Below are 24,105 nucleotides of genomic sequence, written 5' to 3' on the forward strand. Positions count from 1 at the left end.
ACCTGTCGGCGTACGCGGGCAAGAGCGTCACGCTGAAGTTCACCGGCACCGAGGACGCCTCGCTGCAGACGAGCTTCGTGATCGACGACACCTCCGTCCAGACGAGCTGACGGACCGCTGATCGGCGGTGGCTCCTGCCGCGCGGTCCGGCCGGCCCTGCTGGCTAGACTGCGCGGCATGCCTCCCGTCCTCCGCCTGAAAGGCCCCTTCGACCACCACTCCCGCGAGAGCCACGCGCAGGCCTGCACGGCCGCCGTCGCCGGCCTCGCGCTCGACGCCGGGGTGACCCGGCTGACGCTCGACAACCCCACGCTGACCGGGTTCTTCTCGTTCTCCCGGGACCGCGGGGGAGTCAACGGGAACGGGCTGCACGGCCTCTTCGACTACCGCCGCCGGGGCTACCACGACGGCGCCGAGGTGCCGCTGGCCACCGGGCTGGCGCTGGTGCGCGCGATGGTGCTGCGGCACGGGGCGTGGTGCCGCCTCGACGGCGACGACGGGTTCTTCGTCCATGTCGGCGACGACGGCGAGATCTACGTCGGTGGGGCCTTCTCGGGTGCCGCCGTGGGACGGGTACGGGCGCTGGGGCTTGACGTCGACGAGGTCGAACGGTCGCCGTATGCAAGTGAGTTGGACGAGACGGCCGATGCGCGCCCGGCCGACGACGCGTTCTGGGCGGAGGTCGGCACGCTGGCCGAGGCCCGGGGGGCGGCGTTGCTGGAGGAGCAGTACGTCCGCAACGGCCGCCGCTGGTACGAGATTTCCTCCGTCGCGGACCTTGACGGCGTGCGCGCGAAGCTGACGCCCCGCGCGCGGCTCGCCGTCTGGCCGGCGCTCTCGCCCGACACCGACGCCGTCCGTGCCGCGATCGAGCGGCGCGGGCCGGTCGCGCTGCTCGTCGAGGAACCACAGCTCGGCGACTCCTTCCCGGCGCGTGTCGCCGAGCTGCACACGTCCGTGCGCAACGGCCGGGCCGCGCTGATCCCCGTCGACCCGGCCGATCGCCATCCGCTGCTGTCCGCCGAACTCCCGGACCCGGACGGCGTGTTGCGCACCCGGTGGCGCCTCCAGCCGACCCGTGCCGAGCGGCTGCGGACCTACCTCGGGACGCTGTGGGCCGGTGACCGGGTGCGCGGGGTGGTGTCGACGGGCCTGCTCGACGTCGGCGTGCGCGTCCACCTGGAGGGCGACATCGGACGCCACGTCGGCTTCCTGCGCGTCCCCCAGATGTCCTGGAACCACTTCGACTCGGTGGACGACGTCGCGCCGGTGGGCCGGGAGTTCGAGGCGCTCGTGCTGAACGTCGAGTTCGAACGGGAAGAGGTCGCCCTGTCGATGAAGGCGCTCCTGCCCCACCCGTGGCAGCGGTTCGCCGACACCGATCCGGTCGGGCGGACGTTCACCGGAGTGGTCCGCAAGCTCCTCGTGCCGGGTGCGCTCGTCGACCTGCACAACGACGCCGGCCTGGAACTGGGCGGCCTGGTGCCCGCCGAGGACGTTCCGTCCTGGGTCGATGAGGGCGACGAAATCGCCGTCGTCCTGGAGGAATTGGACCTCGACCGGCGCCGCATCCTGCTCCGGCCTAAGCTGAGCGGATGATCAAGCCGATTGAGCTGGTGATATTCGACTGCGACGGCGTCCTCGTGGACAGCGAGGTCATCGCCGCCCGCGTCCAGATGAGGCTCGGCGCGGAGCTGGGCTGGCCGCTGACCCTGCCCGACGTGGTCGAGCACTTCATCGGTCGCTCCGAGGCCGCCAACCACGCGGTGGTCGCCGAGCGGCTCGGCACGGCGACCGCCGACCGCTGGCGCGAGCGCTTCGCCGAGCTCCACGCCGAGGCCGTGGACGCCGAGTTGGAACCGGTGGCCGGGATCCGCGAGGCGCTCGCCGCCATCACCCTGCCGACCTGCGTCGCGTCCAGCGGCTCGCACGACAAGATGCGCCACACCCTCGGCCGCACCGGCCTGTACGAGCACTTCGCCGGGCGGATCCTCAGCGCCACCGAGGTCGGGCGCGGCAAGCCCGCGCCCGACCTCTTCCTGCACGCCGCCCGCTCGATGGGCGTCGACCCGGCCGCGTGCGTCGTCGTCGAGGACAGCCTGCCCGGCGTCCGGGCCGCCCGAGCGGCCGGGATGCGCGCCCTCGGCTACGCAGGCGGGCTCACCCCGGCGGAGCGCCTGGCCGGGCCGGACACGGTCGTCTTCGACGACATGCGGAAGCTGCCCGAGCTGATCCGGCACTAGGCGGCTACCAGGGGAGGGTGGTGGTGCCGTACTCGCTCAGGAAGCGGCCGGTCGGGCCGTCGGCCGCCGCCGTCACCTGCGCGGCGATCCGCCGGCCGCCCTCCTCGGCGGTGAGCGAACCGGTGTGGTGGTTCAGGTCCGTCGCGCAGTGACCGGGTTCGACGGAGCTGAACTTCACCCCGGCGTCCCGCAGGGCGCGGGCGTAGACGAGCGTGACGGCGTTCAGGGCGGCCTTGGAGGTGTTGTACGCGAGCAGGGTCGCGTGCTCCCACACCGGGGAGTCCGGATCGGCGAGGAACGACGTGCTGGCGAGGCCGCTGGAGACGTTGCACACGCAGCCTGCGGACGACTTCCGCAGCAGCGGCAGCAGCGCGTTGGTGACGGCGACGACGCCGAACACGTTCGTCTCGTACACCTCGCGCAGCGCCGCTACGGGCAGTCGGTCGGGCGTGTGCTGCCAGTCGCGGGTGATGCCGGCGTTGTTGACGAGGGTGTCGAGCCGGCCGTACTCGGCCTCGACCTGCTCGGCGGCGGCGCCGATCGACGCCCCGTCGGTCACGTCGAGCCGCACGAAGTGGGCGTCGAGCCCCTCGGCGGCGAGTCCGGCGGTGGCCGCGGTGCCGCGCTCGTGGTCACGGGCGCCGATCAGCACGGTGTGGCCGGCCCGGCCCAGTTCGCGGGCGGCGGCGAATCCGACGCCCTTGTTGGCGCCGGTGATGAGGATGATGCGCTTGGTCATGGCATCGAGCCTGGCCCGCCGCGGACGGCGCCGGGAGAGCACTGCCGAGGGTGGTATCGGCAGTGCCATGGTCGCCGGGGAGCGGGCGGGCCACACTGGAGGCGTGGAACACGTCGACCGGGCGGAGCTCGCCGCCTTCCTGAGGCGCTGGCGGGCGCGCGTGCAGCCGTCGGACGTCGGCCTGCCGGCCGGCGGGCGCCGCCGCACCCCGGGCCTGCGCCGCCAGGAGGTCGCCCAGCTCGCGGGCATGTCGGTGGAGTACTACATCCGCCTCGAACAGGGCCGCGGTCCGCGGCCGTCGCGCCAGATGCTCGGGGCGATCGGCCGGGCGCTGCGCCTGTCCGACGACGAGCGCGCCCACCTCTTCCACCTCGTCGGCGAGCAGCCCGGCCCTCCGCCGGGCCTCGACCGGGAGGTCAGGGCGGGCGTCCTGCACCTGCTCGACCGGCTCGACGACACCCCGGCGGTGGTGTGCAGCGCGGTCCGCGACCTGCTCGCCTGGAACGCCATGGCCGCCGCGCTGCTCGGCGACTACTCCGCGCTGCCGCCCGGCGAGCGCAACCTCATCTGGCGCTTCTACACCGACCCGGCGACCCGAGCCCGCCACGACCCGGCCGGGCTCGAGCAGTTCAGCCGCGGCGCGGTCGCCGACCTGCGGGCGGCGAAGGCCCGCTACCCCGGCGACACCGGGGTCCGCGACCTGGTCGACCGCCTGCTGGCGGCCAGCGCCGAGTTCCGTGAGCTCTGGGCGCAGAAGGACGTCTCGGTCAGCCGCTCGAACCACAAACGCATCCTGCACCCGGTCGTGGGCCCGCTCGACCTCGACTGCGAGGCGCTGCACGACCCGAAGCGCGACCAGTGGATCATCCTGTACACCGCCGCGCCCGGCACACCCTCGCACGAGGCGCTGCGGCTGCTCAAGGTGGTCGGGAACCAGGACCTGGCGGTGCGGTAGTCGCTTGCGGGGCCTGGGGGACGCCGGCGGGTGGCGCACCGGTGAACCGGCCCACGGGGGCGCTCACGGAAGCGGATGACCGGACATGGTCCGGGCCTCAGTTGTCGCCGGCCGGCATGCGCCACTCGAAGGGGAGGAAGTCCCGCTTCCACTGCTCGGGCCGCGCCAGGGCGTCGGCGGCCGCCGGGGTGCGCAGGAAGGTGCGGTGGCGCAGCAGTTCGCGGCGCTCGGCGGGGGTGAGCAGGCGCTCGTCCTCGCCGAGGTTCTTCGGGTGGTCCGCGGGGAGGTCCGGGTGGCCGTCGATCGGCACGCACTCCGCGACGTTGAGGTGGTCGCCGTCGGCCGTCCGGTAGTCGAGGCGCAGCTCGGTGCGCCACTGGGAGTTGCTGCCCCAGCCCTGCGAGAGGTCGACGGTCGGGCGGTGGCGCCGGCGGAAGGTCCAGTAGATCGGCCAGGCGTCGGCGACCCCGCGCTCCGCGTGCGCCGCCCCGGCCCGGACCCGTACGCCGGCGCGGCTGAACAGCAGCTCGCCGAGCATCAGCCCGGGCCAGCGCAGGCCGAGCACCTCGATGGGCGCGTCGCGGTCCTCGGCCTGGTCGACCTCGACGATCTCGTGGTGGAAGGGGTCGAAGGCGCCGTCGTCCTCGATGGGGGTCATGCCGAGCGCGGCGAAGAAGCCGAGGTACTCCTGCCACGTCTGGGCGTCGTCCAGCAGGAGGTAGTCGCTCACGCGGCTCAACGCGTAGAGCTCCCAGTTGAGTTCGCTCCCGTCCGGATCCTCCCACCAGGGCTGGTGGCGGGCTGCGGTGGCGAGCTCCTCGCGGTAACCGGCCGGCAGGGCCCGGTCGAGCCAAGGGGTGACGACCTCCTTGTACTGGTTCGCGCCCTCGTAGTCCAGCAGTGCCTCGTAGAGCGCCCGCGCGCCGACCTCGTCCGTCATGCCGGGAGCCTACTCGCAGGTTTTACCGAACGGTCGACCAATTCCCGGCGCAGCTCGCGTAGCGTCCTGGACATCCACCGAACGCGACAGCGCGGACGCCTGCCTCCACGGCCGGGCGTGCCGCCGGGAGGCATGCCATGAACCTGGTCCACACCGCTTCGTCCTTGCCGAAGGCCTGGGAGTCGGCGGTCCTCGCCGAGATCGGGACGGCGGCGGTGAAGGTGCTGCGGATGGACGGCCGGTCACTGCCGCCCGAGGTCCACGCCACGGCGGAGGCGCTGGTCGTCGTGGAAGGGCGGCTGGAACTGCTGCTGGAAGAAACGGAGTTCACCGTTGCGGAGGGCGAGCTGTGCCGGGTGCCGGCCGGAGCGGTTCACGCGGTGCGCCGGGGCAGTCGCGGGACGCTTCTCATCATCGAGGTACCGGAGCGGCCCTCGTCTGGGACGATCGACTCATGATCTCGGACGGACGTTTGAACCAAGCCGCGCGGCTCTACGATCGTGCTGTCTTCGGCGGCGACACCGACGCCATCGCCTCCGCCGACGGCTGTCTCGACGCGGTGGAGGCGGACCTCGCGATGGCCCGCGGCCGGAACCTCCATGCGCGCTTCCTCGCGGAAGGGGCGGTGGAGGAAGAGGAGTTGGCGCTCTTCTCGCGCGCGGGCGAGCTCTACGAGGCGTTGGGGAACGTGCGCGGCCGCGCCGACGCCCAGTTCTGGATCGGCACGTACCAGCAGGTGGTGCGCGGGGACGCCGAGGCTGCGCGCCCGTTCTTCGAGCGGGCGCTGGAACTGGCGGAGGAAGCCGACGACGACCTCATCCGGTCCTACGCCCTGCGCCACCTGGGAATCCTGGCCCACATGGCCGGCCGACTGGCGGAAGCCCGCGCACACCTGGAGGAGTCCACCGCCCTGCGCCGCAAGCTGGACTTCCGCCAGGGCGTGGCGGCGAACCTGGTGGGCCTGGCCTACCTCGCCGCCCAGGAGGGCCGGGAGGGCGACGCCGCCGCGACGCTGGCCGAGGCGGAGCACCTGGCGACCGAGACCGAGTCGCGCGGCGTCCTGCGCTGGATTGCGGAAGCGAAGCTCAAGCTTCGCTCAACTTCCGTGTAGGACAAGGGAGTTTGGATAATCTCGGAGTCGGGGGGAGAGCCCCGGCAGGCCCAGCCTGCCGGGCGCTCCCGGCGGGTCAGAGCAGCCCGAAGTCGAACTCCCCAGCGGCGACAGCGTCGATGAAAGCGGAGTGCGCCTCCCGGCCGAAGACCAGCGCCAGTCCCGAGGGATCCTTCGAGTCTCGGATGAGGACGACCGGCCCGCCCGCAACACCCACCTCGACGCAGTTGTCGTCTCCTCCGCTGTAGCTGGATTTCCTGAAGGTCACCTCGGGACGGACACGAGTCACTTGATTTTGTCTCTCTGTGCGGTGATGAAATCGAGCGAGGAGTCGACGGACAACGCCTCCGCCGTGATCTCCTGGAACTTGGCCCGATAGAGCTCCACATCGGCGGGGTCTTCGACCCATAGGCTGCTGAGAAGACCTTCGGCCAGGACGACGTCCAGGTCGTGCCGCTGCGGGAACCCCATGAGCGCGAACGCCCCGCTCATTCCGGGGTGGACTGCTGCGCCGATCGGCATGACCTGGATGTTGACGTTGGACAGGCGACTGAAAGTCAACAGCCGCTCCAGCTGCGGCACCATGATGTCCGGGCGATTCGCGTTCGAGCAGAGCGCGGCCTCGTGGATGACGGCCCAGAGCTGCACCGGGTCCGGGCGCGTGAGGATGGATTGACGCGCCATCCGGACCTGGACGAGGTCCTCGACGGTCCCACCTGATCGGATCCGGAGCCGGTCGATGACGATCCGGGCGTATTCGGGCGTCTGGAGCAACCCGGGGATGAAGGCCGGCTCGTAGGTCTTGTAGGTGGACGCGTCGGCTTCCAGGAGGATCAGGTCGTTGGCGGTCGCATTGATGACATCGCGGTAGCTCAGCCACCAGCCACGCTTGCTCCCGTCCTTGGTGATGGCGATCAGGCCGGCGCGGAAGTCCTCGTCCTCGCACTCGTAGTAGTCGAGGAGCTTGATGACGTCCTCGATCTTGGCGGCGGTGTGGGCCGTCTCGATGCGAGTGAGCTTGGGTTGGCTCATGCCCGTGGCTTCGGCGACCGTCTCGGCGGTGAGCTTCCGCTCTTCGCGCAGTTTCCGCAGCACGCCGCCGAGTCGCCGTCGGCGAACGGTCGAGACCGCCATGTGGACCCCTCCTGAACTGTCGATTGACCAGTCTGCCCGCGAGACGGGTGGGCGCGCTACCAGCAACTGGCAGTCTAGGCAGCCGAATCCGGGTTCGAAATGCATAAATGCAAGATGCAGAGAATGACTTGCGCCAGGCGCCACATGGGAGCCATGCTGAGCGTAGCGGGTCGAATGCTCTGAGTAAGCAGTCGATTCCGTGATCTTGCCGTTGCCCAAAAGGCATGTGCGGGCATGCGGTTCGAGTGATCCATTTCGCCCCACGGAGGTCGCTTCGTGTTCCCCCTTGGACTCCCCCCAGACTGGACCGCCGCGCGTGAGGAGTTGCGCGAGGCGATGGTGCGCGCCGGGTGGAAGCCCGACAGCGTCGCGGACGCCGAACTGGCGCTCTACGAACTCTTCATCAACGCCTGGCGCCACGGCGGCAGCCCGGCGCCCGTCGTCGTGGTCGTCGTCCTCGACCGCCTCCTCCGCGTCTCCGTGAGCGACGGCAGCCCGCTGCCGCCCATCCCGCGCAACAGTGCCGACCCCTACGAGATGAGCGGCCGGGGCCTCCAGCTCGTCCGCCACCTCACCACCCGCTTCGGCACGGACGCCCGCTCGTCCGGCAAGTCCGTCTGGTTCGAACTGGACTCCGCCGCATGAACGACACCCCCGGCCGCCGGCACCCCATCGCGCCGGCCGACCCCCGCACCCGCGGCTACTCCGAACCCCAGGTCGCGGCGCTCCTGGCCGAAGTCTGCGAGCGGGGCCGCAAGTTCGGCCTCATCTGGCCCTCCGCCACGACCGACGGCGTGGTGGACGGCCGCGTCCTCGTCCGCTTCGGCAACGCCCCCACGAGCACGGTCCTCAACCTGCTCAGCCTCCTCCTCGACCACGAGAGGGCCGACGGCCCGTGGGAGCCCTGAACCACCCCGGCACCGCCCGAATTCTCCTGGGGTTCGCCCTGCTGCTCGCCATCTTCGTCGTCGCAATCGGGGCACTCGCCGTCCTGCGGATGCCCCACCACCCCGCCGACGAGCCCCCCGATCCCGCCCACCGCCACGCACCAACGCCCTGACCGTCCCGCCGGGCGGCACCGCCCGCACAGGAGGTCGGCCCAGCCGACTTCCGGTGCTGCCGCGCTGGGTGCCGTTGCTCGGCGGCAGGAACGTCCCGGCGCGGTTCGCGGTGGTGACGGCCGCGACGGGCGCGGCCCTGGTGATGGCGGCTTGCGTCTACTACCCCCTCAACGCCGTCGTTCCCCACCTCCGCTCCGGTCCGACCCTCGGCGGGCCGGACACCGTGCAGCTGCCGCACGGCATCGCCCTGGGAGCGCTCGTCGCCTGCTACGCGCCGCTCATCGCGTGGGGCCCACTGCTCGCCGCCGTCACCTGGGCCTACCGCCGCCGCCCGTCATGGCCGGCTGCGGGGCGGCGGGCTTGGTCCACGTGAGCGAGTACCGGCGCAATACGTGCCGCCGGTAGTGCACTCCGGGGAGCAGTCGCCGTGCCGCGGACCGTACCTGGGCGTAGCTCAAGGGCGGATCCGCCACCGGCATGCCCTCCGGGGCGCTCGCGCGGCGCAGGCGTTTCACTGCCCGGACCAGTGGCGCGGCCGCGATGAGCAGCGCCCAGTCCGCCACGCTCTCCTCCCTCGCCAGGCCGACGACCACCAGGACGCCGCCAGGGCGCAGTAGTTCGCGCATGCGCATGAGCGCTGCCTCGAAGTCCATGTGGTGGATCGTCGTCACCGAGCAGATGAAGTCGTACTCGGAGCAGGGGAGTTCGATGTCCAGGAAGTCCCCGGTGAGGAATTCGAGGCCCGCCCGCGCGCGGGCGGCGGCGATCATCTCGGGCGACTTGTCGACACCGACGACCCTGTGCGCCCGCTCGGCGAGCTTCACGGCCAGCAGCCCGTCCCCGCAGCCGACGTCCAGCGCCGTCCGGCACGGGATGGGAACGGCGCGGAGGATGCCCGGGTGGCGGGCCACGTTGGTGTTCCAGTACGACTTGGGAGAGGGGGCTTCCACCGTCCCCATTCTGGCGTTCCCGCTCGGTGCTCCGCGACCCGCTCGGCCAGGTCCGGATCTTCGTGACGCCCCTTGCCGCCCGACTCCAGGCCGCCGGCTCAACGGCTGAGGACGTCGATCGGCGACTCGCCGCGCTCGGCCCACCGTTCGAGCCGGTTCTTGTCGACCAGGCGTACGCGCATGGCCGGGGCCTCGTCCGCCGCGGCTTTGGTGAATCCACCATCGGTGATGGCGAGGGCGATATCGGCGTTGTGGAATTCGCGGAGTGTCGCGACCAGTTCGCGCAGGGGGCTGGGGCCGGTGTTGCGATTGGCCTTGGTGTGCTTCACCTGCACGGGCGAAGGCTGTCTTCGACATCTGACAGACCATCATTCCATCGGGTGGGGTGCCGAATTACGTCAGGGCCGCCGCGATCGCCGCTTCGGCGTGGAGGCGGGCGGTGGGGAAGACGGGGACGGGGCTGTCCTCGGCGTGGACGAGGAGTTCGATCTCGGTGCAGCCGAGGATGATGCCCTCGGCGCCCGCCGCGACCAGGTCGGAGATCACCCGGCGGTACGCGGCGCGCGACTCCTCGCGGACGACGCCGACGCACAACTCCTCGTAGATGACCCGGTGCACGAGGGCGCGGCCCTCCGGGGCCGGGACGAGGACGTCCAGGTCGCCGCTCGATGCGAGCCGGCCGCGGTAGAAGTCCTGTTCCATCGTGAACGCCGTGCCCAGCAGCCCGACCCGGCGCAGGCCGGCGGTGCGGACGGCGTTCGCGGTGGCGTCGGCGAGGTGGAGGAGGGGGATGTCGACGGCGGCCGCGACCTGGTCGGCGACCTTGTGCATGGTGTTGGTGCAGATCAGCAGGAGGTCGGCACCGGCCGCCTCCAGGGAGCGTGCGGCGTCGGCGAGGAGTTCGCCGGCCTCGGTCCAGCGGCCCTCGGCCTGGAGGCGTTCGACGGTGGCGAAGTCGACGGAGTAGAGCACGAGTCGCGCCGAGTGGAGGCCGCCGAGCCGCTGCCGGGTGAGTTCGTTGAGGAGGCGGTAGTACTCGGCGGTGGATTCCCAGCTCATGCCGCCGATCAGGCCGAGGGTCTTCATGGCGCCAAATATAAAGACAAGGGCTAAGTTGGCGCAAATGTATAAGGCTAGCTTTGAGGGGTCTCTCGCGGCACGCGGTGCTGCCACTCCCTCGTGAAGACGACCGAGCCGGCCTCCAGGGCGCGGAGCTGGACGATGCTGATGAAGTGGGTTGCATCGCAGCGGAGTTGGGCGCGGGTCTGGAGGGTGACGTCCCAGCCGAGGTCGGGGCGTTCCAGGCGGGTGGTGTGGTCGGTGCGGGCCTGGGCGCTGAGGGGGGCGTCGGTGAGGACGCGGTAGGCGGTCACCGTGTGCTCGTCGCGGACGAGGCCGTCGGGCTGGGTGCGGGTGCCGTCGGCGGCGGGGGAGAGTTCGGTGCGCCACTCGTGGCGGCCGAGGTCGTGGACGGTGACGCGTTCGGGGCGGGCGGTGAGCGGCTCGGTGAGGTGGACGGGGAGCGGGTCGGGCAGCACCGGGGACTCCAGGACGACGGGTGTCGCGCCCACGTCGGCGGCGAGGTGGCGGACGGGCAGGGTGAGGGTGCTGTGCGACGGGTCGACGGCGTACCCGGCGCCATCGGGGGCGGGCCACACCCACGGCCAGTACGCGGACGAGAGCGCGAGCCGCAGTCGGTGCCCGGCCGGGAGGGCGAACGCGCAGGCGGCCAGTTCGACGGTGACGTCGGCCGTGCCCGAGGTCACCAGTACGCCCCGGGTGATCAGCTCCGACGTGCCGTCCGGCCCGACCGCGCACAGCCGCGCGACGACCAGCGCCGGCCGCCCGTCCTCGCGCAGTCGCAGCCGGACGGACGGGATGCCGAGGATCTCGACGGGCTCGGGCTGTGGCCGGGAGTCGAAGCAGACCGAGCGCCCGTCCTCCTCGCGCTGGTCCGGTGCCCGGTCGGCGGGCCGGCCGAGCGGGACGTAGGCGCCCGCGTTGAGGCCGGTGTGCTGGGGCGAGTGGACGTGGACGTAGCGGTCGTCGGAGGTGGTGCCGGCGGTCTGGAGCTGACTGTCGAGGCCGTAGTGGATCTCGCGGACGTCGGGGGAGGGCCAGACCTCGTCGCCGACCCACCGGGTGCCGAGCAGGCTGCGCAGGGCGGGTTCCCTGCGGACGCCGGTGTCGATGTCGCGCAGCCAGTGGTCCCACCAGCGGAGGGTCTCGGGGAGGGTGTCCTCGGGCAGGCCGTGCGGCCAGGGGCCGACCAGGGCGCGGGCCTCGGGGGAGGTGGCGAGCAGGCGCAGGACGAACGAGCAGGACGGGTCGCCCCAGCCGGCGATCGCGAGCGCGGGGGCGGAGACCGGGACGGACGTCTCCCCGGCGGCGAGCCAGCGTTCGGCGGGCGGTTCCAGGGATTCGAGCCGGGCCAGCCACTGCGGGCGCCAGGCGTCGCCGACGTGGCGGGGGTCCGGCGGCCGGGCGGCGGAGGCGACGAGGGCGGTGAGCCGGGCGTGGAGGTCGGCGGCGAGGACGGCGCCGCCGAGTCGGTGGCCGCCCTCGGGGCAGGCGGTGACGACGGCGCGGACGGTCCCGGGGGAGCGCGCGGCGAGCTGCAGGGCCGTGGTGCCCGCCGCGCCGACGCCGAGCAGCCCGACCCGGCCGCTGCACCAGTGGCGGGCGGCGAGCCAGGCGATCACGGCGGTGCCGTCGGCGAGGTCCCGGTCGTCGCCGGGGGTGACGGGCAGGCCGCCGGAGTTGCCGTGGCCGCGGGCGTCGACCCGCACGGCGGCGTAGCCGTGGCCGGCGTACCAGGGGTGGCGGCGGGCGTCGTCGGCGGCGGACCAGTCGGTGAGCCGTCCGGTGGAGTACTCCAGGAGGGCGGGGACGGGTTCGTCGCTGACCGGCCGCCACACGCGGGCGGACAGCTCGGTGCCGTCGGGCAGGGGGATGCGGACGTCCTCGCGGGTGGTGTGGAAGGGGTACGACGGCATTGCCGCTCCCATCGGGTCCCGGGCCGGTGAACGCCGACGGGGGTGTGCGTGCCGGCATTCCGACCCTAGGGGAGGAGTGGGCCGATTTCCTGATGAATCGGGCGCAGTGGTGAAGGCCCGGACTTGCACCACCTTCACCCGGCGTGTTCGGGGCCCACCGGCCCGTGTTTGTGTCCGCAGTGCTTCAGTACTTGCGAATGGGTTGCAACTGCCTCCCCGTCGAGGGAAGGATGTCCCCGCACTCCATTCCCCCGAAAGGATCACAGCAATGGCCAGCCCCGTCGCAGCCCCGTCCGTCAGATGGTGGCACCGGCTCACCCGTGAGGAGTGGATCCGCCTGGCCGGCATGGGCGGCTTCATCCTCGCGCTGCACGTGATCGGCTGGTTCACGCTGCTGGCGCTGGTCGCGCCCGAGCACTACGACGTCGGCGGCCAGGTCTTCGGGGCCGGCATGGGCCTCACCGCCTACACCCTCGGCATGCGGCACGCCTTCGACGCGGACCACATCGCGGCGATCGACAACACCACCCGCAAGCTCATGGGCCAGGGCAAGCGGCCGCTGTCGGTCGGCTTCTGGTTCTCGCTCGGCCACTCCTCGATCGTCTTCGGCCTCTGCGCCCTGCTGGCCTTCGGCATCCGCTCGCTCGCGGACCAGGTCGAGGCGGACGACTCGACGCTGCACAGGATGACGGGCCTGATCGGCACCACCGTCTCGGGGACCTTCCTGCTGCTGCTCGGCCTGATCAACCTGGGTGCCTTCAACGGCATCCTCAAGGTGTTCCGCAAGATGCGCGTCGGCGAGTACGACGAGGAGGAGCTGGAGCGCCAGCTGGAGAAGCGCGGGCTGATGAACCGCATCCTCGGCCGGGTCACCCGGGCGGTCACCAAGCCCTGGCACATGTACCCGGTGGGTCTGCTGTTCGGGCTCGGCTTCGACACCGCGACCGAGGTCTCGCTGCTGGTGCTGGCGGGCGGCGCGGCGGCCTTCTCGCTGCCCTGGTACGCGCTGCTGACGCTGCCGATCCTGTTCGCGGCCGGGATGAGCCTGCTGGACACGATCGACGGTTCGTTCATGAACTTCGCCTACGAGTGGGCGTTCTCCCGCCCGGTCCGCAAGATCTACTACAACCTGACCGTCACCGGCCTGTCGGTCCTGGTCGCGCTGGTGATCGGCCTGGTCGAGCTGATCGGCCTGCTCGGCGAGAAGCTGGACATCACCGGCGGCCCGATCGGCTGGATCGGCTCCCTGGACCTGAACTTCGTCGGCTACGCGATCGTCGGCCTGTTCGTGGTCACCTGGGCGGGGGCGATCCTGTTCTGGAAATTCGGCAAGGTCGAGGAGAAGTGGTCGGCGGGCCTGGTCTCGGCCGGCACCGAGGCGGAGTAGTCCCCGGAGCGCGACGAAGGGACGGCGGACCGGAGTGCGGTCCGCCGCCCCTTCGGCGTTCCGGGGTCAGCGCAGCGCGGCCAGCACCGCGTCGGCCATCGCCTTCTCGCCCGTCGCGTTCGGGTGGAACGGCACGGCGGGCGAGCCGGGCAGCGCGCCCTCGACCCAGCGGTCGTCCGAGCAGGCGTCGTGCCCGGCGGTCGGCGTCCGGGTGTCGACGTAGACCGCGCCGCTGGTCGCGGCGGTGGCCTTGAGCATGGCGTTGAGGCTGCTCAGCGTCCGGTACAGGTACGGGATGTCGCGCGGCGCGATGGGCTGGCGCAGCACGCAGGACGAGCCGTCGGCCGGCAGCACGGACGGGTAGCCGACCAGCAGGACCTTGGCCTTGGGGGCCTTGGCGTGGATCGCGGCGATCGCGTCGGCGAGCCGGGGCCGGGCCGCGTCGATGCGGTCGGCGAGGTCGTCCTCGCCGTACTGCCAGCTCCAGCTGCTCCAGTCCCAGTGCCCGTGGTTGTAGACGTCCTGGCAGGGCGTGCCGAGCGGGTTGACGACGGCGCCGGCGATGCAGGTGGCGATGACGTCGCCGATGCCGATGTCGCTGGTGCCGAGGTCGTTGCCGCCGATGCCGAGGGTGACGAGGTCGGCGTCGGGGGTCACGGCGTCCAGCTGCGGGTCGTTGACCTTCAGGAACAGGTCGTACTGGGACTCGGTGACGTTCTTGACCTTGGCGGCGGCGCAGGTGACGTCGGTGTAGGCGCCCGCGTGGAGGGCGGCGGCGACCAGGTGTCCGTAGTTGTGGTCGGAGCGCAGGCACAGGCCGGCGGACTGGCCGGGGACGCCCGCGCCGGCGGCGTAGGAGTCGCCGAGCGCCACGTAGTGCTTCGGGGCGGGGGTGGCCGCCTGGGCGGTCGTCGAGGTGAGCGCGAGCGCGGCGCCGAGGGCGACGGCGGCGAGCGCGGAATTGCGGACGCGGCGCACGCGCGGGCGGCGGGGCTGTTTCCGGGCAAGGCGGAGCACGGTTCCTCCTGGGGGAGAGAAACGACGAGGTGGGGGTCGTGCCAGCCGGGCGCCACAGCTACTCACAGGTAAGTTACTGCCAGGTTTCGTGCCCGTCCATCCTCGGCGGGGAATTTCTCGAAAATGCGTCAGATGGGGCGGCAGGTCATTTCGAATTACGCTCCGCTGTGTATCGAAGGTATTTCCGAAACGCTCCGGAGCGGAATTGGTGCGACTGTTTGTCACCTGCGGCCGCCGCCGGTTGACCGGACGTCACCGCAGGCCGCAGTATCGGGCGCACAGCGACGGCGCCCGTCCCCCCGCGTCGTCCGCACCCCCGCGACGGAGGACTGCGCAATGGCCCTGGACGCCGACGTCATCGTCATCGGAGCGGGACTCGCCGGTCTCACCGCCACCGCCGAACTCACCGACGCCGGACGGAAGGTGATCCTGCTCGACCAGGAGCCCGCGGCCTCCTTCGGCGGCCAGGCGCACTGGTCCTTCGGCGGCCTCTTCCTGGTCGACTCCCCCGAGCAGCGCCGGATGCGGATCCGCGACTCGCACGCCCTCGCGGTGCAGGACTGGTTCGGCACGGCGGGCTTCGACCGGCCCGAGGACGCCTGGCCGCGCCGCTGGGCCGAGGCCTACGTCGACTTCGCGGCCGGCGAGAAGCGGGCCTGGCTGCACGGGATGGGCGTGCGGTTCTTCCCCGTGGTGGGCTGGGCCGAGCGCGGCGGCTACCTCGCCGACGGGCCGGGCAACTCGGTGCCCCGCTTCCACATCACCTGGGGCACCGGGCCGGGGCTGCTCGAACCCTTCGTCCGCAGGGTGCGCGCCGCGGCCGCCCGCGGGCTCGTCGACCTGAGGTTCCGCCACCGCGTCACCGGGCTCGCGGCCACCGCCGGCGTCACCGACACCGTCACCGGGGAGGTGCTGGAGCCCAGCGCGGCCGCCCGCGGCGAGGCCAGCTCGCGGGACGTCGCCGGACGGTTCGAACTGCGCGCCCAGGCCGTGATCGTGACCTCCGGCGGCATCGGCGGCAACCACGAACTCGTCCGCAAGGCCTGGCCCGCCCGGCTCGGAACCCCGCCCGCGCGGCTGCTCTCCGGCGTGCCCGCGCACGTCGACGGCCTGATGCTCGGCATCGCCGGCGCCGCCGGGGCCAGCCTGATCAACGGCGACCGGATGTGGCACTACACCGAGGGCATCGAGAACTGGGACCCCATCTGGGCCCGGCACGGCATCCGCATCCTGCCCGGCCCGTCCTCGCTCTGGCTCGACGCGACCGGCCGCCGGCTGCCCGTGCCGCTGTTCCCCGGCTTCGACACCCTCGGGACGCTCGAACACATCATGACGACCGGGCACGAGCACACCTGGTTCGTCCTCAACCAGCGCATCATCGAGAAGGAGTTCACCCTCTCCGGCTCCGAACAGAACCCGGACCTGACCGGGCGGTCGGTGCGCGGCGTGCTCGGCCGCGCCCTGCCCGGCGCCCCCGGCCCGGTCAAGGGCCACCTGCGGCACGGGCCCGACTTCGTCGTCGCCGGCAACCTCCCCGACCTCGCCCGCGGCATGAACGCCAGGACCCGGCGGCCGCTGATCGACCCGGACGAGCTGCGCCGCACCGTCGAGGACCGCGACCGGCAGCTGGCCAACCCCTTCGCCAAGGACCTCCAGGTCACGGCGATCCACGGCGCCCGCCGCTACCTCGGCGACCGCCTGGTGCGCACCGCCGCCCCGCACCGCATCCTCGACCCGTCCGCGGCCCCGCTGATCGCCGTGCGCCTCACCGTCCTGACGCGCAAGTCCCTCGGCGGCCTGGAGACCGACCTCGCCGCACGCGTCCTGCGGCCGGACGGCGAGGTGCTCCCGGGCCTGTACGCGGCGGGCGAGGCGGCGGGCTTCGGCGGCGGGGGCGTGCACGGCTACCGCTCGCTGGAGGGGACGTTCCTCGGCGGCTGCCTGTTCTCGGGTCGCGCGGCAGGCCGCGCGGCGGCCGAGGCGACGGCGTAGGAGTGCTCCGGCGGTGGCGGCGGAGGCGACGGGGTGGAAGTGCTCCGGCAGTGGCGGCGCAGTCGCGTCAGACCCTGGCCGGCGCGGGCTTCCGTCGGGCGAGCTCGACGGCGGCGAGGACCGCGGCGGCCGCTCCGATGCCGATCCAGATCAATGCTCCCGTCAACTTGCCCGGCAGCGGCGGGGTTTCGGGGGCCTTTCCGGTGTGCCAGACCACCCGGTCGCCGAGCTGGGCCAGGTCCACGGTCGCGGTGCCCTGCCGGTCCTCGACGAGGGCCTTCCCGGAGGGGACGTCGACGTCGACCTCGCGCGAGCACGTGCCCGACACCGGGCGCCCGTTGAGCGTGACGTGCCCGGCCCGGCAGGTGATCCGGTCCCCGCCGAGGGCCATGACCCGTTCGAGCAGGACGTGGTCCGTCGCCGGCGGGGTGCCCAGGAGGTGGAGCTCGCCGCGCTGCACCTCCGAGGCCCGGACCCGGTCGGTGAGGAGGGTGTCGTCGTCGAGGGTGTTCAGCGAGTAACCGGTGAGGAGCACCGCCAGGCCGAGGGCCGCCGCCAGCAGCCCCGCCGCCCCGGCCGCGGTCCACACCCGGAGGCGCCGTTTCGCCGTCACCGGTCGGCGAGCCCCAGGCGCAGGTGGTCGACGTGGTAGACGGCCTGGTCCAGCAGCGCGGCCACGTGGTCGTCGTGCAGCGAGTAGACGACGGAGCGGCCGCGGCGCTCGCCGACGACCAGGCCGAGGTTGCGCAGCAGCCGCAGCTGGTGCGAGCACGCGGACTGTTCCAGGCCGACGGCCTCGGCGAGTTCGGTGGCGGCCATCGGGCCCTCGCGCAGCCGGCCGAGGATCAGCAGGCGGGACGGGGTGGCCAGGGCCTGGAGGGTGGTGGCCACCTTGGCCGCGTTGGACGCGTCCAGGCGCATCCGCGGTACGGCGCTGTCGGCGGTCGCATGTCCCATGGGGGGCATCCTACGGACCGCCCGACGGCGGACGGCACCCGCCGGTGGGCCGGAACCGTGCGGGTACGCTGCGGAGGCCGAACGGGCCGCCGACCAGAGGAGAAGCCGAACCCATGAGCCGCCGAGACCGCGACCGCCCGCGGGCCGCCGCCTCCCCGGTGACCGTCACGGTCTGCCGCGGGTGCTGCTGCGGCACCGAGCAGAAGCACCCGGGCGTGGACCACGCGGGGCAGTACGAGCGGCTGCGGGCGGCGGTCGGGTCGGCGGGCCGGGTGCGGGCGGTCAAGTGCCTGGACGCCTGCACGCATTCGAACGTGGTCGTGGTCGGCCCGTCCGGCGAGGGGCGCGCGGCCGGGGGCCGGCCGGTCTGGCTCGGCTGGGTGCTGGCCGACGACATGATCGACGAGATCGCCGCGTGGGTGCACGCGGGCGGCCCCGGCCTGGCCGATCCGCCCGGCCTGCTCGACCTGCAGGAGGTCGCGGTCTCGCGCCGGATCCGCGAGGGACTGCCGGAGTGACTCCCGCGTCGTGACGCAGCCGCCCCGGTCGTGCGCACTCAAGTCTCACATGGGGTCAACTGGCCCGACTAGCATGACCGGTGGCTCCGAGCGGATCCGCCCAGGGAGGAAGACGATGACCACGGTCTGCCGCATCTGCGCGGGCACCGGCCGCACCGCCGGTCTCAGCTGCCGCACCTGCCAGGGCACCGGGACGACGGAGGTCGGCGGCGGGGGCGGCAACTGCTTCCTGTGCGACGGCACCGGGGTGTACGTCCGCTACCGGGTGGACGCGACCGGTGCCAAGCACGCCTACCGCGACGAGGTCTGCCGCACCTGCGACGGCACGGGCAACCGCGCCGCCACGAGCTGGGACGAGCCGTCCGGCTGAGGCCGGACGCGGGGTCACGCCCCGTGCGGACGGCGGGTCGTGATCCGGCGCGAGCACGTCGCCTTTGCCTGGCCTTGACCTGCTGTTGGCGTCCGTGTGGTATCCGGTCGGTGGCCCGTTCACCGCGCGTCCGCGCGCGGGCAACCCGCCGCTGGAAGAGTCCGGCGCATGGATATCCCTCACATGGGCGTGCCGGCCGAGCTCGCCGAACGCATGAGCATGGCCGAGCAGCACGAGTACCTGCGGGCCCGATTCTCCCGTCGCCGGATGCTGCGCGCCGGTGCCGTCACGGTCGGCGCGGTCGCGGTGGGCGGTGCCCTGGGCGGCGGTACCGCGTTCGCGGCGCCGGCCACCCCGCAGCTGCTGACGGGCGGCACGACGGACGGGATCGACGGTGCGGTGGTCGCGCCGACCGGGCGTCACCTCCAGTTCGGCGCCGAGCCGGACACCCAGTTCCGCATCTCGTGGCAGGTGCCGGTGCCGGTCAAGAAGCCGTTCCTGCGCTTCGGCAAGCACCCGTGGGACCTCGGCCACAAGGTCCAGGCCGAGGTGCGGGCGCTGCACACCCCCGCCCTGATCCCCGGCAGTCAGGCGGTGGACCAGTACTACCTCCACGTGGCGCTGGAGGACCTGGAGCCGGACACCACGTACTACTACGGCGTGGGCCACCAGGGCTTCGACCCGGCCTCGCAGCAGCAGATCTCCACGCTGAACACCTTCCGCACCGCGCCCTCCCGCGACCATCGCTGGGGCAAGGTGTACGAGCCGTTCACCTTCACCGCGTTCGGCGACCAGGGCGTCAGCAAGCACGCCGAGGGCAACGACCACGTCATCCTGGCCCAGAACCCGGCCTTCCACCTGCACGCCGGCGACATCTGCTACGCGGACCCGAAGGGCTCCGGCCGGGACGCGGACAAGGACGCGTACGACGCGAAGACCTGGGACGCCTTCCTGGCCCAGACCGAGACCGTTGCCGCCAAGGTGCCGTGGATGGTGTCGTACGGCAACCACGACATGGAGGCCTGGTACTCGCCCAACGGCTACGGCGGCGACAACGCCCGCTTCTACCTGCCGGACAACGGGCCGGACCCGCGCGTCGTCCCGGGCGTCTACAGCTTCCGCTACAAGAACGTCGGCGTCATCTCGCTGGACGCCAACGACGTCTCCTACGAGATCCCGGTCAACCTGGGCATCTCGGCCGGCAGGCAGACCACGTGGCTGGCCCGCACCCTCAAGGACCTGCGCAGCGACGAGACCGTCGACTTCATCGTGGTCTTCTTCCACCACTGCGCCTTCTCCACCACCACCGCGCACGCCTCCGAGGGCGGCGTCCGCGAGGCCTGGGTGCCGCTGTTCGAGAAGTACCGGGTGGACCTGGTCATCAACGGTCACAACCACGTGTACGAGCGCACCGACGCGATCCTCGGCAACAAGGTCTCGAAGCAGGTGCCGAGCGGCGCCACCGTCGAGCCGGCCAAGGACGGCGTGGTGTACGTGACGGCGGGCGCGGCGGGCCGCAGCCTGTACAAGTTCGGCGTCCCGGACACCTACGAGGGGCACGAGAACCGCGTCGACGCCGTCCAGTCGTACTACTTCGCCAAGGGCGGCGCGAAGGTGACCGAGACCGTCGAGTGGTCCCGGGTCCGGTTCACCAACTACTCCTTCATCAAGGTCGACGTGACCCCGGCCCGGCTGGGCCACAAGTCGTCGATGAGGGTCACCGCGCTGTCCGAGACGGGCGCGCAGATCGACGACTTCACGATCCTGCGGGCCGTCGGCGAGGGCTGGGACTCCGGCGCGGACGACGACGGCGAGGGCGGCGGCTGGGGCTGGTAGGCCCCGGCGGCGGCACAGGGCCCCGGCGCCGAGGAGACGCTCCCCTCCGGGAGCGGTTCCTCAGCGCCGGGGCCCGTACATGATCACGCCGACCCCGGCCAGGCAGACCAGTGCGCCGATCACGTCGTGGCGGGTCGGCCGGAAGCCGTCCACGGCCACGCCCCACAGCAGGGAGCCGGCCACGAACACCCCGCCGTACGCGGCCAGGACGCGGCCGAAGGTGCCGTCCGGCTGGAGCGCGGCGACGAACCCGTACGCGCCGAGCGCCACGACGCCCACGCCCGCCAGCCACCACGGCCGTTGCTCGCGCACGCTCTGCCACACGAGCCAGCAGCCGCCGATCTCGGCGAGCGCGGCGAGGGCGAACAGGGCGACGGAGCGCAGGACGGTCATGCGTCGAGCCTAGGGGCTCAGACCTGCCGGTACGTCGCGAGGAAGCGCCCGATGCGGTTGATCGCCGTCTCCAGGTCGTCGGCCCGGGGGAGGGTGACGAAGCGGAAGTGGTCCGGGCGGGGCCAGTTGAAGCCGGTGCCCTGGACGACGTGGATCTTCTCGCGGAGCAGCAGGTCCAGCACGAACTGCTCGTCGTCGACGATCTTGTGCACCGCCGGGTCCAGCCGGGCGAACGCGTACAGCGCGCCCTTGGGCTTGACGCAGCTCACGCCCGGGATCTCGTTGAGCGCCTTGTACGCGACGTCCCGCTGTTCGGTGAGCCGGCCGCCGGGCAGCACGAGGTCGTTGATGGACTGGTGGCCGCCGAGCGCGGCCTGGACGGCGAACTGCGCGGGCACGTTGGGGCACAGCCGCATGCCGGAGAGCATCGTCAGGCCCTCCAGGTAGTCCGTGGCGTGCTGCTTGGGCCCGGAGACGACCAGCCAGCCGCTGCGGAAGCCGGCCACCCGGTAGGACTTGGACAGGCCGTTGAACGTGAGGGTGAGGACGTCGTCCGCGAGCGCGGCCAGGCAGTGGTGCTCGGTGTCGTCGTAGAGGATCTTGTCGTAGATCTCGTCGGCCAGGACCATCAGCTGGTGGCGCCGGGCGAGGTCGAGGATGCCCTCCAGGAGCTCCTTCGGGTACACCGCGCCGGTCGGGTTGTTGGGGTTGATGACCACGATCGCCTTGGTGCGGGCGGTGATCTTGGCGGCGATGTCCTCCAGGCTCGGGTACCAGTCGGCGCCCTCGTCGCACAGGTAGTGGACGGCCTTGCCGCCGGCCAGCCGCACGACGGCCGTCCACAGCGGGTAGTCCGGCATCGGGACGAGCACCTCGTCGCCGTCGTCGACGAGCGCCGTGACGGCCATCTGGATCAGCTCGGAGACGCCGTTGCCGAGGTAGACGTCGTTGACGTCGACCCCCTCCACCCCGCGCTGCTGGTAGTACTGCACGACCGCGCGGCGGGCCGGCAGGATGCCGCGCGAGTCGCTGTACCCGTGCGCCTTCGGGAGGTTGCGGATGATGTCCTGGACGATCTCCTCGGGCGCCTCGAAGCCGAACGGCGCCGGGTTGCCGGTGTTCAGCCGCAGGACGCTGTGCCCGGCCTCCTCCAGCGCGTTGGCCTGGTCGACCACCGGGCCGCGGATCTCGTAGCACACGTCATTCAGCTTGCTGGACTGCCGAAACTCCATCTGCGGCCTCCCGACCGTTACGGTCACACCCCGTTCGCGCTCTGCAGCTTTGTTCTACCAAGTAAGCACTTGGAAAGTCCAACCTTTTGGCTATGCTGATCCACATGTCACGCCGAAGCTACGACCAGTACTGCGCCGTCGCCCGCGCCCTGGACGCGGTGGGGGAGCGCTGGAGTCTCCTGATCGTCCGTGAACTCCTCCGCGGCCCGCGCCGCTACACCGACCTGCACGCCGACCTGCCCGGCGTCTCCACCGACATCCTCGCCGCGCGGCTCAAGCAGCTGGAGGGCGAGGGCCTCGTGCTGCGCCGCCGGCTCGAACCGCCCGCCAGTGCCACGGTCTACGAGCTCACCGGGCGCGGCCGTGAACTGCGGCGCGTCATCGAGGCGTTGGGCGAGTGGGGCCTGCCGGCCCTCGGCGAGCAGCGGCCGACGGACGCGGTGCGGGAGCACTGGGTCACGGGGGCGCCGAAGGCCCTGGTGGAGGCTGTCGTGGACGGCGCGGTCGTCGCGGACGGTGCGGTCGTCGCGGGCTGACGGGGGAACGGCGGTCGACACACCCGTGGCCGGCCGCCGCCCGTGCGCCCAGGATGAGGGGCGGCGACAAACGCCCGATCGGTGCGCGATGAGCGGGGCGGGGGCGGCGGATCACGCCGCTCCGGTCCGCGCGTACGATCGTCGGACCACGGAGCAGTCGGAGGAGAGCGGAGAGCGCCCGTGCCCACCACGTACCGCAGTTACGTCGCCATCGGGGACTCCTTCACCGAAGGCATGTGCGACGACCTCCTGCCCGACGGCCACTACCGCGGCTGGGCCGACCGGGTCGCCGCCGCGCTCGCGGACGAACTGGGCGAAGCGCCCGGCGCCGACGCCTTCCGCTACGCCAACCTCGCCGTCCGTGGCAAGCTCATCGGCCAGATCCACGACGAACAGCTCGCGGTCGCCGCCGGGATGGGCGCCGACCTCGTCACCCTCGCCGGCGGCTTCAACGACGTGCTGCGTCCCGGCTGCGACATCGCCGGGGTCGAGCGGCTGCTCGGCCGCTGCGCCACCGGACTGCGGGCCACGGGCGCCACCGTGGTCATGTTCACCAGTACCGACCCGAGCCGCAGGATGGCCGGCGGTGCCCGGCTGCTGCCCGCGATCCTGCGGATGAAGGCCTTCGTGCACGAGCTCGGCCAGGACGACGGCATCGCCGTGGTCGACCTCTTCTCCGCGCCCTGCTTCGACGACCGTCGGCTCTGGGCCGAGGACCGCCTGCACCTCTCGCCCGAGGGGCACCGCAGGGTCGCCGCTGCCGTCCTGGAGGCGCTCGGCCGCCCCGCCGGCTTCGACTGGCGCGCCCCGCTGCCGCCCGCCGCCCCGCGCGGCCGCGCCCAGAAGCTCGGCGCCGACGCCCGCTGGATCGGCTCCCACCTCGGCCCGTGGATCGGCCGCCGCCTCACCGGCCGCTCCTCCGGTGACGGCCGCCCGCCCAAGCGGCCGGAGCTGCTGCCCTACCGCTGACCGCCGCCCGCTCGCGCCTCCGGCTCCAGGACGAGGCTCGCCATCGGGGAGTGGACCGTCCAGCCGAGCGCCGAGTACAGCGCGCGGCCGTCGGTGGTGCCGACCAGGACGGCCTGTTCGGCGCCGGCCTCGCGGGCGGCGTGCTGGAGCGTGCCCATCACGACGCTGCCGAGGCCCCGGCGGCGGTGGTCGGGGGACGTGACGATCTGGTCCGGCACGGCGACCGGGCCCGCCAGCCCCGCCTGCCCCCGGGCGGCGAGGTGGCCGGCCGAGGTGCGGACCAGCGCGCGGACGACGCCGCCGCGGATCCACGTGGTGACGGTGTAGCCCGTCGGCGGCGCGGGGCGCCCGGCGTCGCCGAGCGGCAGGCTCATCAGGAAGCCGGGCACGTCCAGCCGCCACTCGGGCCCCAGCCAGGGGCGGACGGTGTCGTCCTCCGCGAACAGCTTGAGCCAGGTGCCCGGGGCCGTCGTGGCTCCGGCGATCTTGCGGACGTCGTCCTCGGCGGGGCGCGGCAGCACGTGTCGCGCGACCTCGCCGGTCGGGGCCCCGACGTCGATGCTCCAGCCCCACGGCTCGGCGGCGGGTTCGGCGGCGCCCCGGGAGACGACCCAGCCGGAGATCCAGCGGCGGACGAGTTCGGTGGTGTCCGGGTCCCGGTCCTGCATCGACCCACCTCCTCTTTGGTAATAGATGAAATGGTGCTGCATACCTTACATGCGGGGGAGGGGTGAGGCCAGGGGCGAAGTAGGCTTGGCGGGTTCGACAC

Annotated in this window: 29 protein-coding genes and 1 pseudogene; 16 read left to right on the plus strand and 14 right to left on the minus strand. The window is 72.4% G+C overall.

All coding sequences use genetic code 11. From position 1 onward, the window contains the following. Positions 1-177 precede the first annotated feature (177 nt). Positions 178-1,599, plus strand: coding sequence for a S1 RNA-binding domain-containing protein (locus tag AB0C76_RS22610; protein WP_359968220.1), 1,422 nt, complete (start codon positions 178-180; stop codon positions 1,597-1,599). Then, entirely contained in the window at positions 1,596-2,243 is a 648-nt protein-coding gene (locus AB0C76_RS22615; RefSeq protein ID WP_359968223.1) for an HAD family hydrolase, read from the plus strand. Before AB0C76_RS22610 ends, AB0C76_RS22615 begins: the two co-directional genes overlap by 4 nt. Positions 2,244-2,247: 4 nt before the next feature. Here AB0C76_RS22615 and AB0C76_RS22620 read toward each other — a convergent pair whose 3' ends face one another. Next, positions 2,248-2,982, minus strand: coding sequence for an SDR family NAD(P)-dependent oxidoreductase (locus AB0C76_RS22620; RefSeq protein ID WP_359968226.1), 735 nt, complete (start codon positions 2,980-2,982; stop codon positions 2,248-2,250). 103 nt (positions 2,983-3,085) lie between these two features. On the opposite strand from AB0C76_RS22620, the gene AB0C76_RS22625 reads away from it, so the two are divergent. Next, a complete protein-coding gene (locus AB0C76_RS22625) occupies positions 3,086-3,937 on the plus strand; it encodes a helix-turn-helix transcriptional regulator (RefSeq protein WP_359968228.1) in 852 nt (283 codons plus the stop codon). 97 nt (positions 3,938-4,034) lie between these two features. On the opposite strand, the gene AB0C76_RS22630 is transcribed toward AB0C76_RS22625, so the two are convergent. Next, entirely contained in the window at positions 4,035-4,877 is an 843-nt protein-coding gene (locus AB0C76_RS22630) for a hypothetical protein (RefSeq protein ID WP_359968231.1), read from the minus strand. 137 nt (positions 4,878-5,014) lie between these two features. Between AB0C76_RS22630 and AB0C76_RS22635 the strand changes: the two genes are divergently transcribed. Together AB0C76_RS22635 and AB0C76_RS22640 are read left to right on the plus strand one after the other, a co-directional pair. Beyond that, positions 5,015-5,335: a cupin domain-containing protein gene (locus AB0C76_RS22635; RefSeq protein WP_359968234.1), complete on the plus strand. Its 321-nt coding sequence runs from the start codon at positions 5,015-5,017 to the stop codon at positions 5,333-5,335. 14 nt (positions 5,336-5,349) lie between these two features. Next, positions 5,350-5,988 carry a tetratricopeptide repeat protein gene (locus AB0C76_RS22640; RefSeq protein WP_359968237.1) on the plus strand — a complete coding sequence of 213 codons (639 nt, stop codon included), beginning with the start codon at positions 5,350-5,352 and terminating at the stop codon, positions 5,986-5,988. Positions 5,989-6,064: 76 nt separating this feature from the next. Here AB0C76_RS22640 and AB0C76_RS22645 read toward each other — a convergent pair whose 3' ends face one another. Together AB0C76_RS22645 and AB0C76_RS22650 are read right to left on the minus strand one after the other, a co-directional pair. Then, the gene (locus AB0C76_RS22645; RefSeq protein ID WP_359968240.1) at positions 6,065-6,256 is read right to left on the minus strand and encodes a DUF397 domain-containing protein; all 192 of its coding nucleotides are present in this window, start codon (positions 6,254-6,256) and stop codon (positions 6,065-6,067) included. 17 nt (positions 6,257-6,273) lie between these two features. Beyond that, positions 6,274-7,122, minus strand: coding sequence for a helix-turn-helix transcriptional regulator (locus tag AB0C76_RS22650; RefSeq protein ID WP_359968243.1), 849 nt, complete (start codon positions 7,120-7,122; stop codon positions 6,274-6,276). Positions 7,123-7,398: 276 nt separating this feature from the next. Here AB0C76_RS22650 and AB0C76_RS22655 point away from each other — a divergent pair, with 276 nt between their 5' ends. The 4 genes from AB0C76_RS22655 to AB0C76_RS22670 are packed head-to-tail and all read left to right on the plus strand — an operon-like array spanning position 7,399 to position 8,556. After that, on the plus strand, positions 7,399-7,767 hold the full coding sequence (locus AB0C76_RS22655) for an ATP-binding protein (RefSeq protein ID WP_359968245.1): 369 nt from the start codon (positions 7,399-7,401) through the stop codon (positions 7,765-7,767). After that, positions 7,764-8,030, plus strand: a complete 267-nt coding sequence (locus AB0C76_RS22660; RefSeq protein ID WP_359968248.1) for a hypothetical protein — start codon at positions 7,764-7,766, stop codon at positions 8,028-8,030. Before AB0C76_RS22655 ends, AB0C76_RS22660 begins: the two co-directional genes overlap by 4 nt. Further along, complete coding sequence (locus tag AB0C76_RS22665) at positions 8,018-8,182, plus strand: hypothetical protein (RefSeq protein ID WP_359968251.1); 165 nt, start codon at positions 8,018-8,020, stop codon at positions 8,180-8,182. The genes AB0C76_RS22660 and AB0C76_RS22665 overlap by 13 nt, the downstream gene beginning before the upstream one ends. Positions 8,183-8,235: 53 nt before the next feature. Continuing rightward, a complete protein-coding gene (locus AB0C76_RS22670) occupies positions 8,236-8,556 on the plus strand; it encodes a hypothetical protein (protein WP_359968254.1) in 321 nt (106 codons plus the stop codon). Here AB0C76_RS22670 and AB0C76_RS22675 read toward each other — a convergent pair. The 4 genes from AB0C76_RS22675 to AB0C76_RS22690 all read right to left on the minus strand — a co-directional run bounded on the left by AB0C76_RS22675 (position 8,492) and on the right by AB0C76_RS22690 (position 12,129). Then, entirely contained in the window at positions 8,492-9,133 is a 642-nt protein-coding gene (locus AB0C76_RS22675) for a class I SAM-dependent methyltransferase (RefSeq protein WP_359968257.1), read from the minus strand. The genes AB0C76_RS22670 and AB0C76_RS22675 overlap by 65 nt on opposite strands. Positions 9,134-9,231: 98 nt before the next feature. Then, on the minus strand, positions 9,232-9,468 hold the full coding sequence (locus AB0C76_RS22680; protein ID WP_359968260.1) for a restriction endonuclease: 237 nt from the start codon (positions 9,466-9,468) through the stop codon (positions 9,232-9,234). A gap of 58 nt (positions 9,469-9,526) precedes the next feature. Further along, positions 9,527-10,219 carry an aspartate/glutamate racemase family protein gene (locus AB0C76_RS22685; protein WP_359968263.1) on the minus strand — a complete coding sequence of 231 codons (693 nt, stop codon included), beginning with the start codon at positions 10,217-10,219 and terminating at the stop codon, positions 9,527-9,529. 47 nt (positions 10,220-10,266) lie between these two features. Continuing rightward, entirely contained in the window at positions 10,267-12,129 is a 1,863-nt protein-coding gene (locus AB0C76_RS22690; protein ID WP_359968266.1) for a CocE/NonD family hydrolase, read from the minus strand. A gap of 268 nt (positions 12,130-12,397) precedes the next feature. On the opposite strand from AB0C76_RS22690, the gene AB0C76_RS22695 reads away from it, so the two are divergent. Further along, positions 12,398-13,516 (plus strand): HoxN/HupN/NixA family nickel/cobalt transporter, encoded by a 1,119-nt coding sequence (locus tag AB0C76_RS22695; protein ID WP_359968269.1) that lies wholly within the window; start codon positions 12,398-12,400, stop codon positions 13,514-13,516. A gap of 66 nt (positions 13,517-13,582) precedes the next feature. On the opposite strand, the gene AB0C76_RS22700 is transcribed toward AB0C76_RS22695, so the two are convergent. Then, positions 13,583-14,533: an SGNH/GDSL hydrolase family protein gene (locus tag AB0C76_RS22700; RefSeq protein ID WP_359968272.1), complete on the minus strand. Its 951-nt coding sequence runs from the start codon at positions 14,531-14,533 to the stop codon at positions 13,583-13,585. Between the two features lie 336 nt (positions 14,534-14,869). Between AB0C76_RS22700 and AB0C76_RS22705 the strand changes: the two genes are divergently transcribed. Beyond that, positions 14,870-16,525: an FAD-binding dehydrogenase gene (locus tag AB0C76_RS22705; protein ID WP_359968275.1), complete on the plus strand. Its 1,656-nt coding sequence runs from the start codon at positions 14,870-14,872 to the stop codon at positions 16,523-16,525. 67 nt (positions 16,526-16,592) lie between these two features. Here AB0C76_RS22705 and AB0C76_RS22710 read toward each other — a convergent pair whose 3' ends face one another. Both AB0C76_RS22710 and AB0C76_RS22715 read right to left on the minus strand, forming a co-directional pair. After that, complete coding sequence (locus tag AB0C76_RS22710; protein ID WP_359968277.1) at positions 16,593-17,138, minus strand: S26 family signal peptidase; 546 nt, start codon at positions 17,136-17,138, stop codon at positions 16,593-16,595. Continuing rightward, positions 17,135-17,482, minus strand: a complete 348-nt coding sequence (locus tag AB0C76_RS22715; RefSeq protein WP_359968280.1) for a metalloregulator ArsR/SmtB family transcription factor — start codon at positions 17,480-17,482, stop codon at positions 17,135-17,137. Before AB0C76_RS22715 ends, AB0C76_RS22710 begins: the two co-directional genes overlap by 4 nt. Before the next feature lie 113 nt (positions 17,483-17,595). Here AB0C76_RS22715 and AB0C76_RS22720 point away from each other — a divergent pair, with 113 nt between their 5' ends. From AB0C76_RS22720 to AB0C76_RS22730, 3 genes are all read left to right on the plus strand, one after another. Further along, positions 17,596-18,000: a (2Fe-2S) ferredoxin domain-containing protein gene (locus tag AB0C76_RS22720; RefSeq protein ID WP_359968283.1), complete on the plus strand. Its 405-nt coding sequence runs from the start codon at positions 17,596-17,598 to the stop codon at positions 17,998-18,000. Positions 18,001-18,115: 115 nt separating this feature from the next. Beyond that, the gene (locus AB0C76_RS22725; protein WP_359968286.1) at positions 18,116-18,370 is read left to right on the plus strand and encodes a hypothetical protein; all 255 of its coding nucleotides are present in this window, start codon (positions 18,116-18,118) and stop codon (positions 18,368-18,370) included. A 168-nt stretch (positions 18,371-18,538) separates the two neighbouring features. After that, on the plus strand, positions 18,539-20,206 hold the full coding sequence (locus AB0C76_RS22730; protein WP_359968288.1) for a metallophosphoesterase family protein: 1,668 nt from the start codon (positions 18,539-18,541) through the stop codon (positions 20,204-20,206). Between the two features lie 60 nt (positions 20,207-20,266). On the opposite strand, the gene AB0C76_RS22735 is transcribed toward AB0C76_RS22730, so the two are convergent. Together AB0C76_RS22735 and AB0C76_RS22740 are read right to left on the minus strand one after the other, a co-directional pair. Next, positions 20,267-20,599, minus strand: a complete 333-nt coding sequence (locus AB0C76_RS22735) for a YnfA family protein (RefSeq protein WP_359968291.1) — start codon at positions 20,597-20,599, stop codon at positions 20,267-20,269. A 17-nt stretch (positions 20,600-20,616) separates the two neighbouring features. Then, complete coding sequence (locus AB0C76_RS22740) at positions 20,617-21,831, minus strand: pyridoxal phosphate-dependent aminotransferase (protein WP_359968294.1); 1,215 nt, start codon at positions 21,829-21,831, stop codon at positions 20,617-20,619. 104 nt (positions 21,832-21,935) lie between these two features. Between AB0C76_RS22740 and AB0C76_RS22745 the strand changes: the two are divergent. Next, positions 21,936-22,286: pseudogene (locus tag AB0C76_RS22745) on the plus strand (helix-turn-helix domain-containing protein); the annotation flags it as partial. 261 nt (positions 22,287-22,547) lie between these two features. Continuing rightward, on the plus strand, positions 22,548-23,336 hold the full coding sequence (locus AB0C76_RS22750) for an SGNH/GDSL hydrolase family protein (RefSeq protein WP_359968297.1): 789 nt from the start codon (positions 22,548-22,550) through the stop codon (positions 23,334-23,336). On the opposite strand, the gene AB0C76_RS22755 is transcribed toward AB0C76_RS22750, so the two are convergent. Continuing rightward, the gene (locus AB0C76_RS22755) at positions 23,327-24,004 is read right to left on the minus strand and encodes a GNAT family N-acetyltransferase (RefSeq protein WP_359968300.1); all 678 of its coding nucleotides are present in this window, start codon (positions 24,002-24,004) and stop codon (positions 23,327-23,329) included. The genes AB0C76_RS22750 and AB0C76_RS22755 overlap by 10 nt on opposite strands. Between the last annotated feature and the right edge of the window lie 101 nt (positions 24,005-24,105).

It is taken from the genome of Kitasatospora sp. NPDC048722 (genome assembly GCF_040650235.1).
Lineage (GTDB): Bacteria > Actinomycetota > Actinomycetes > Streptomycetales > Streptomycetaceae > Kitasatospora.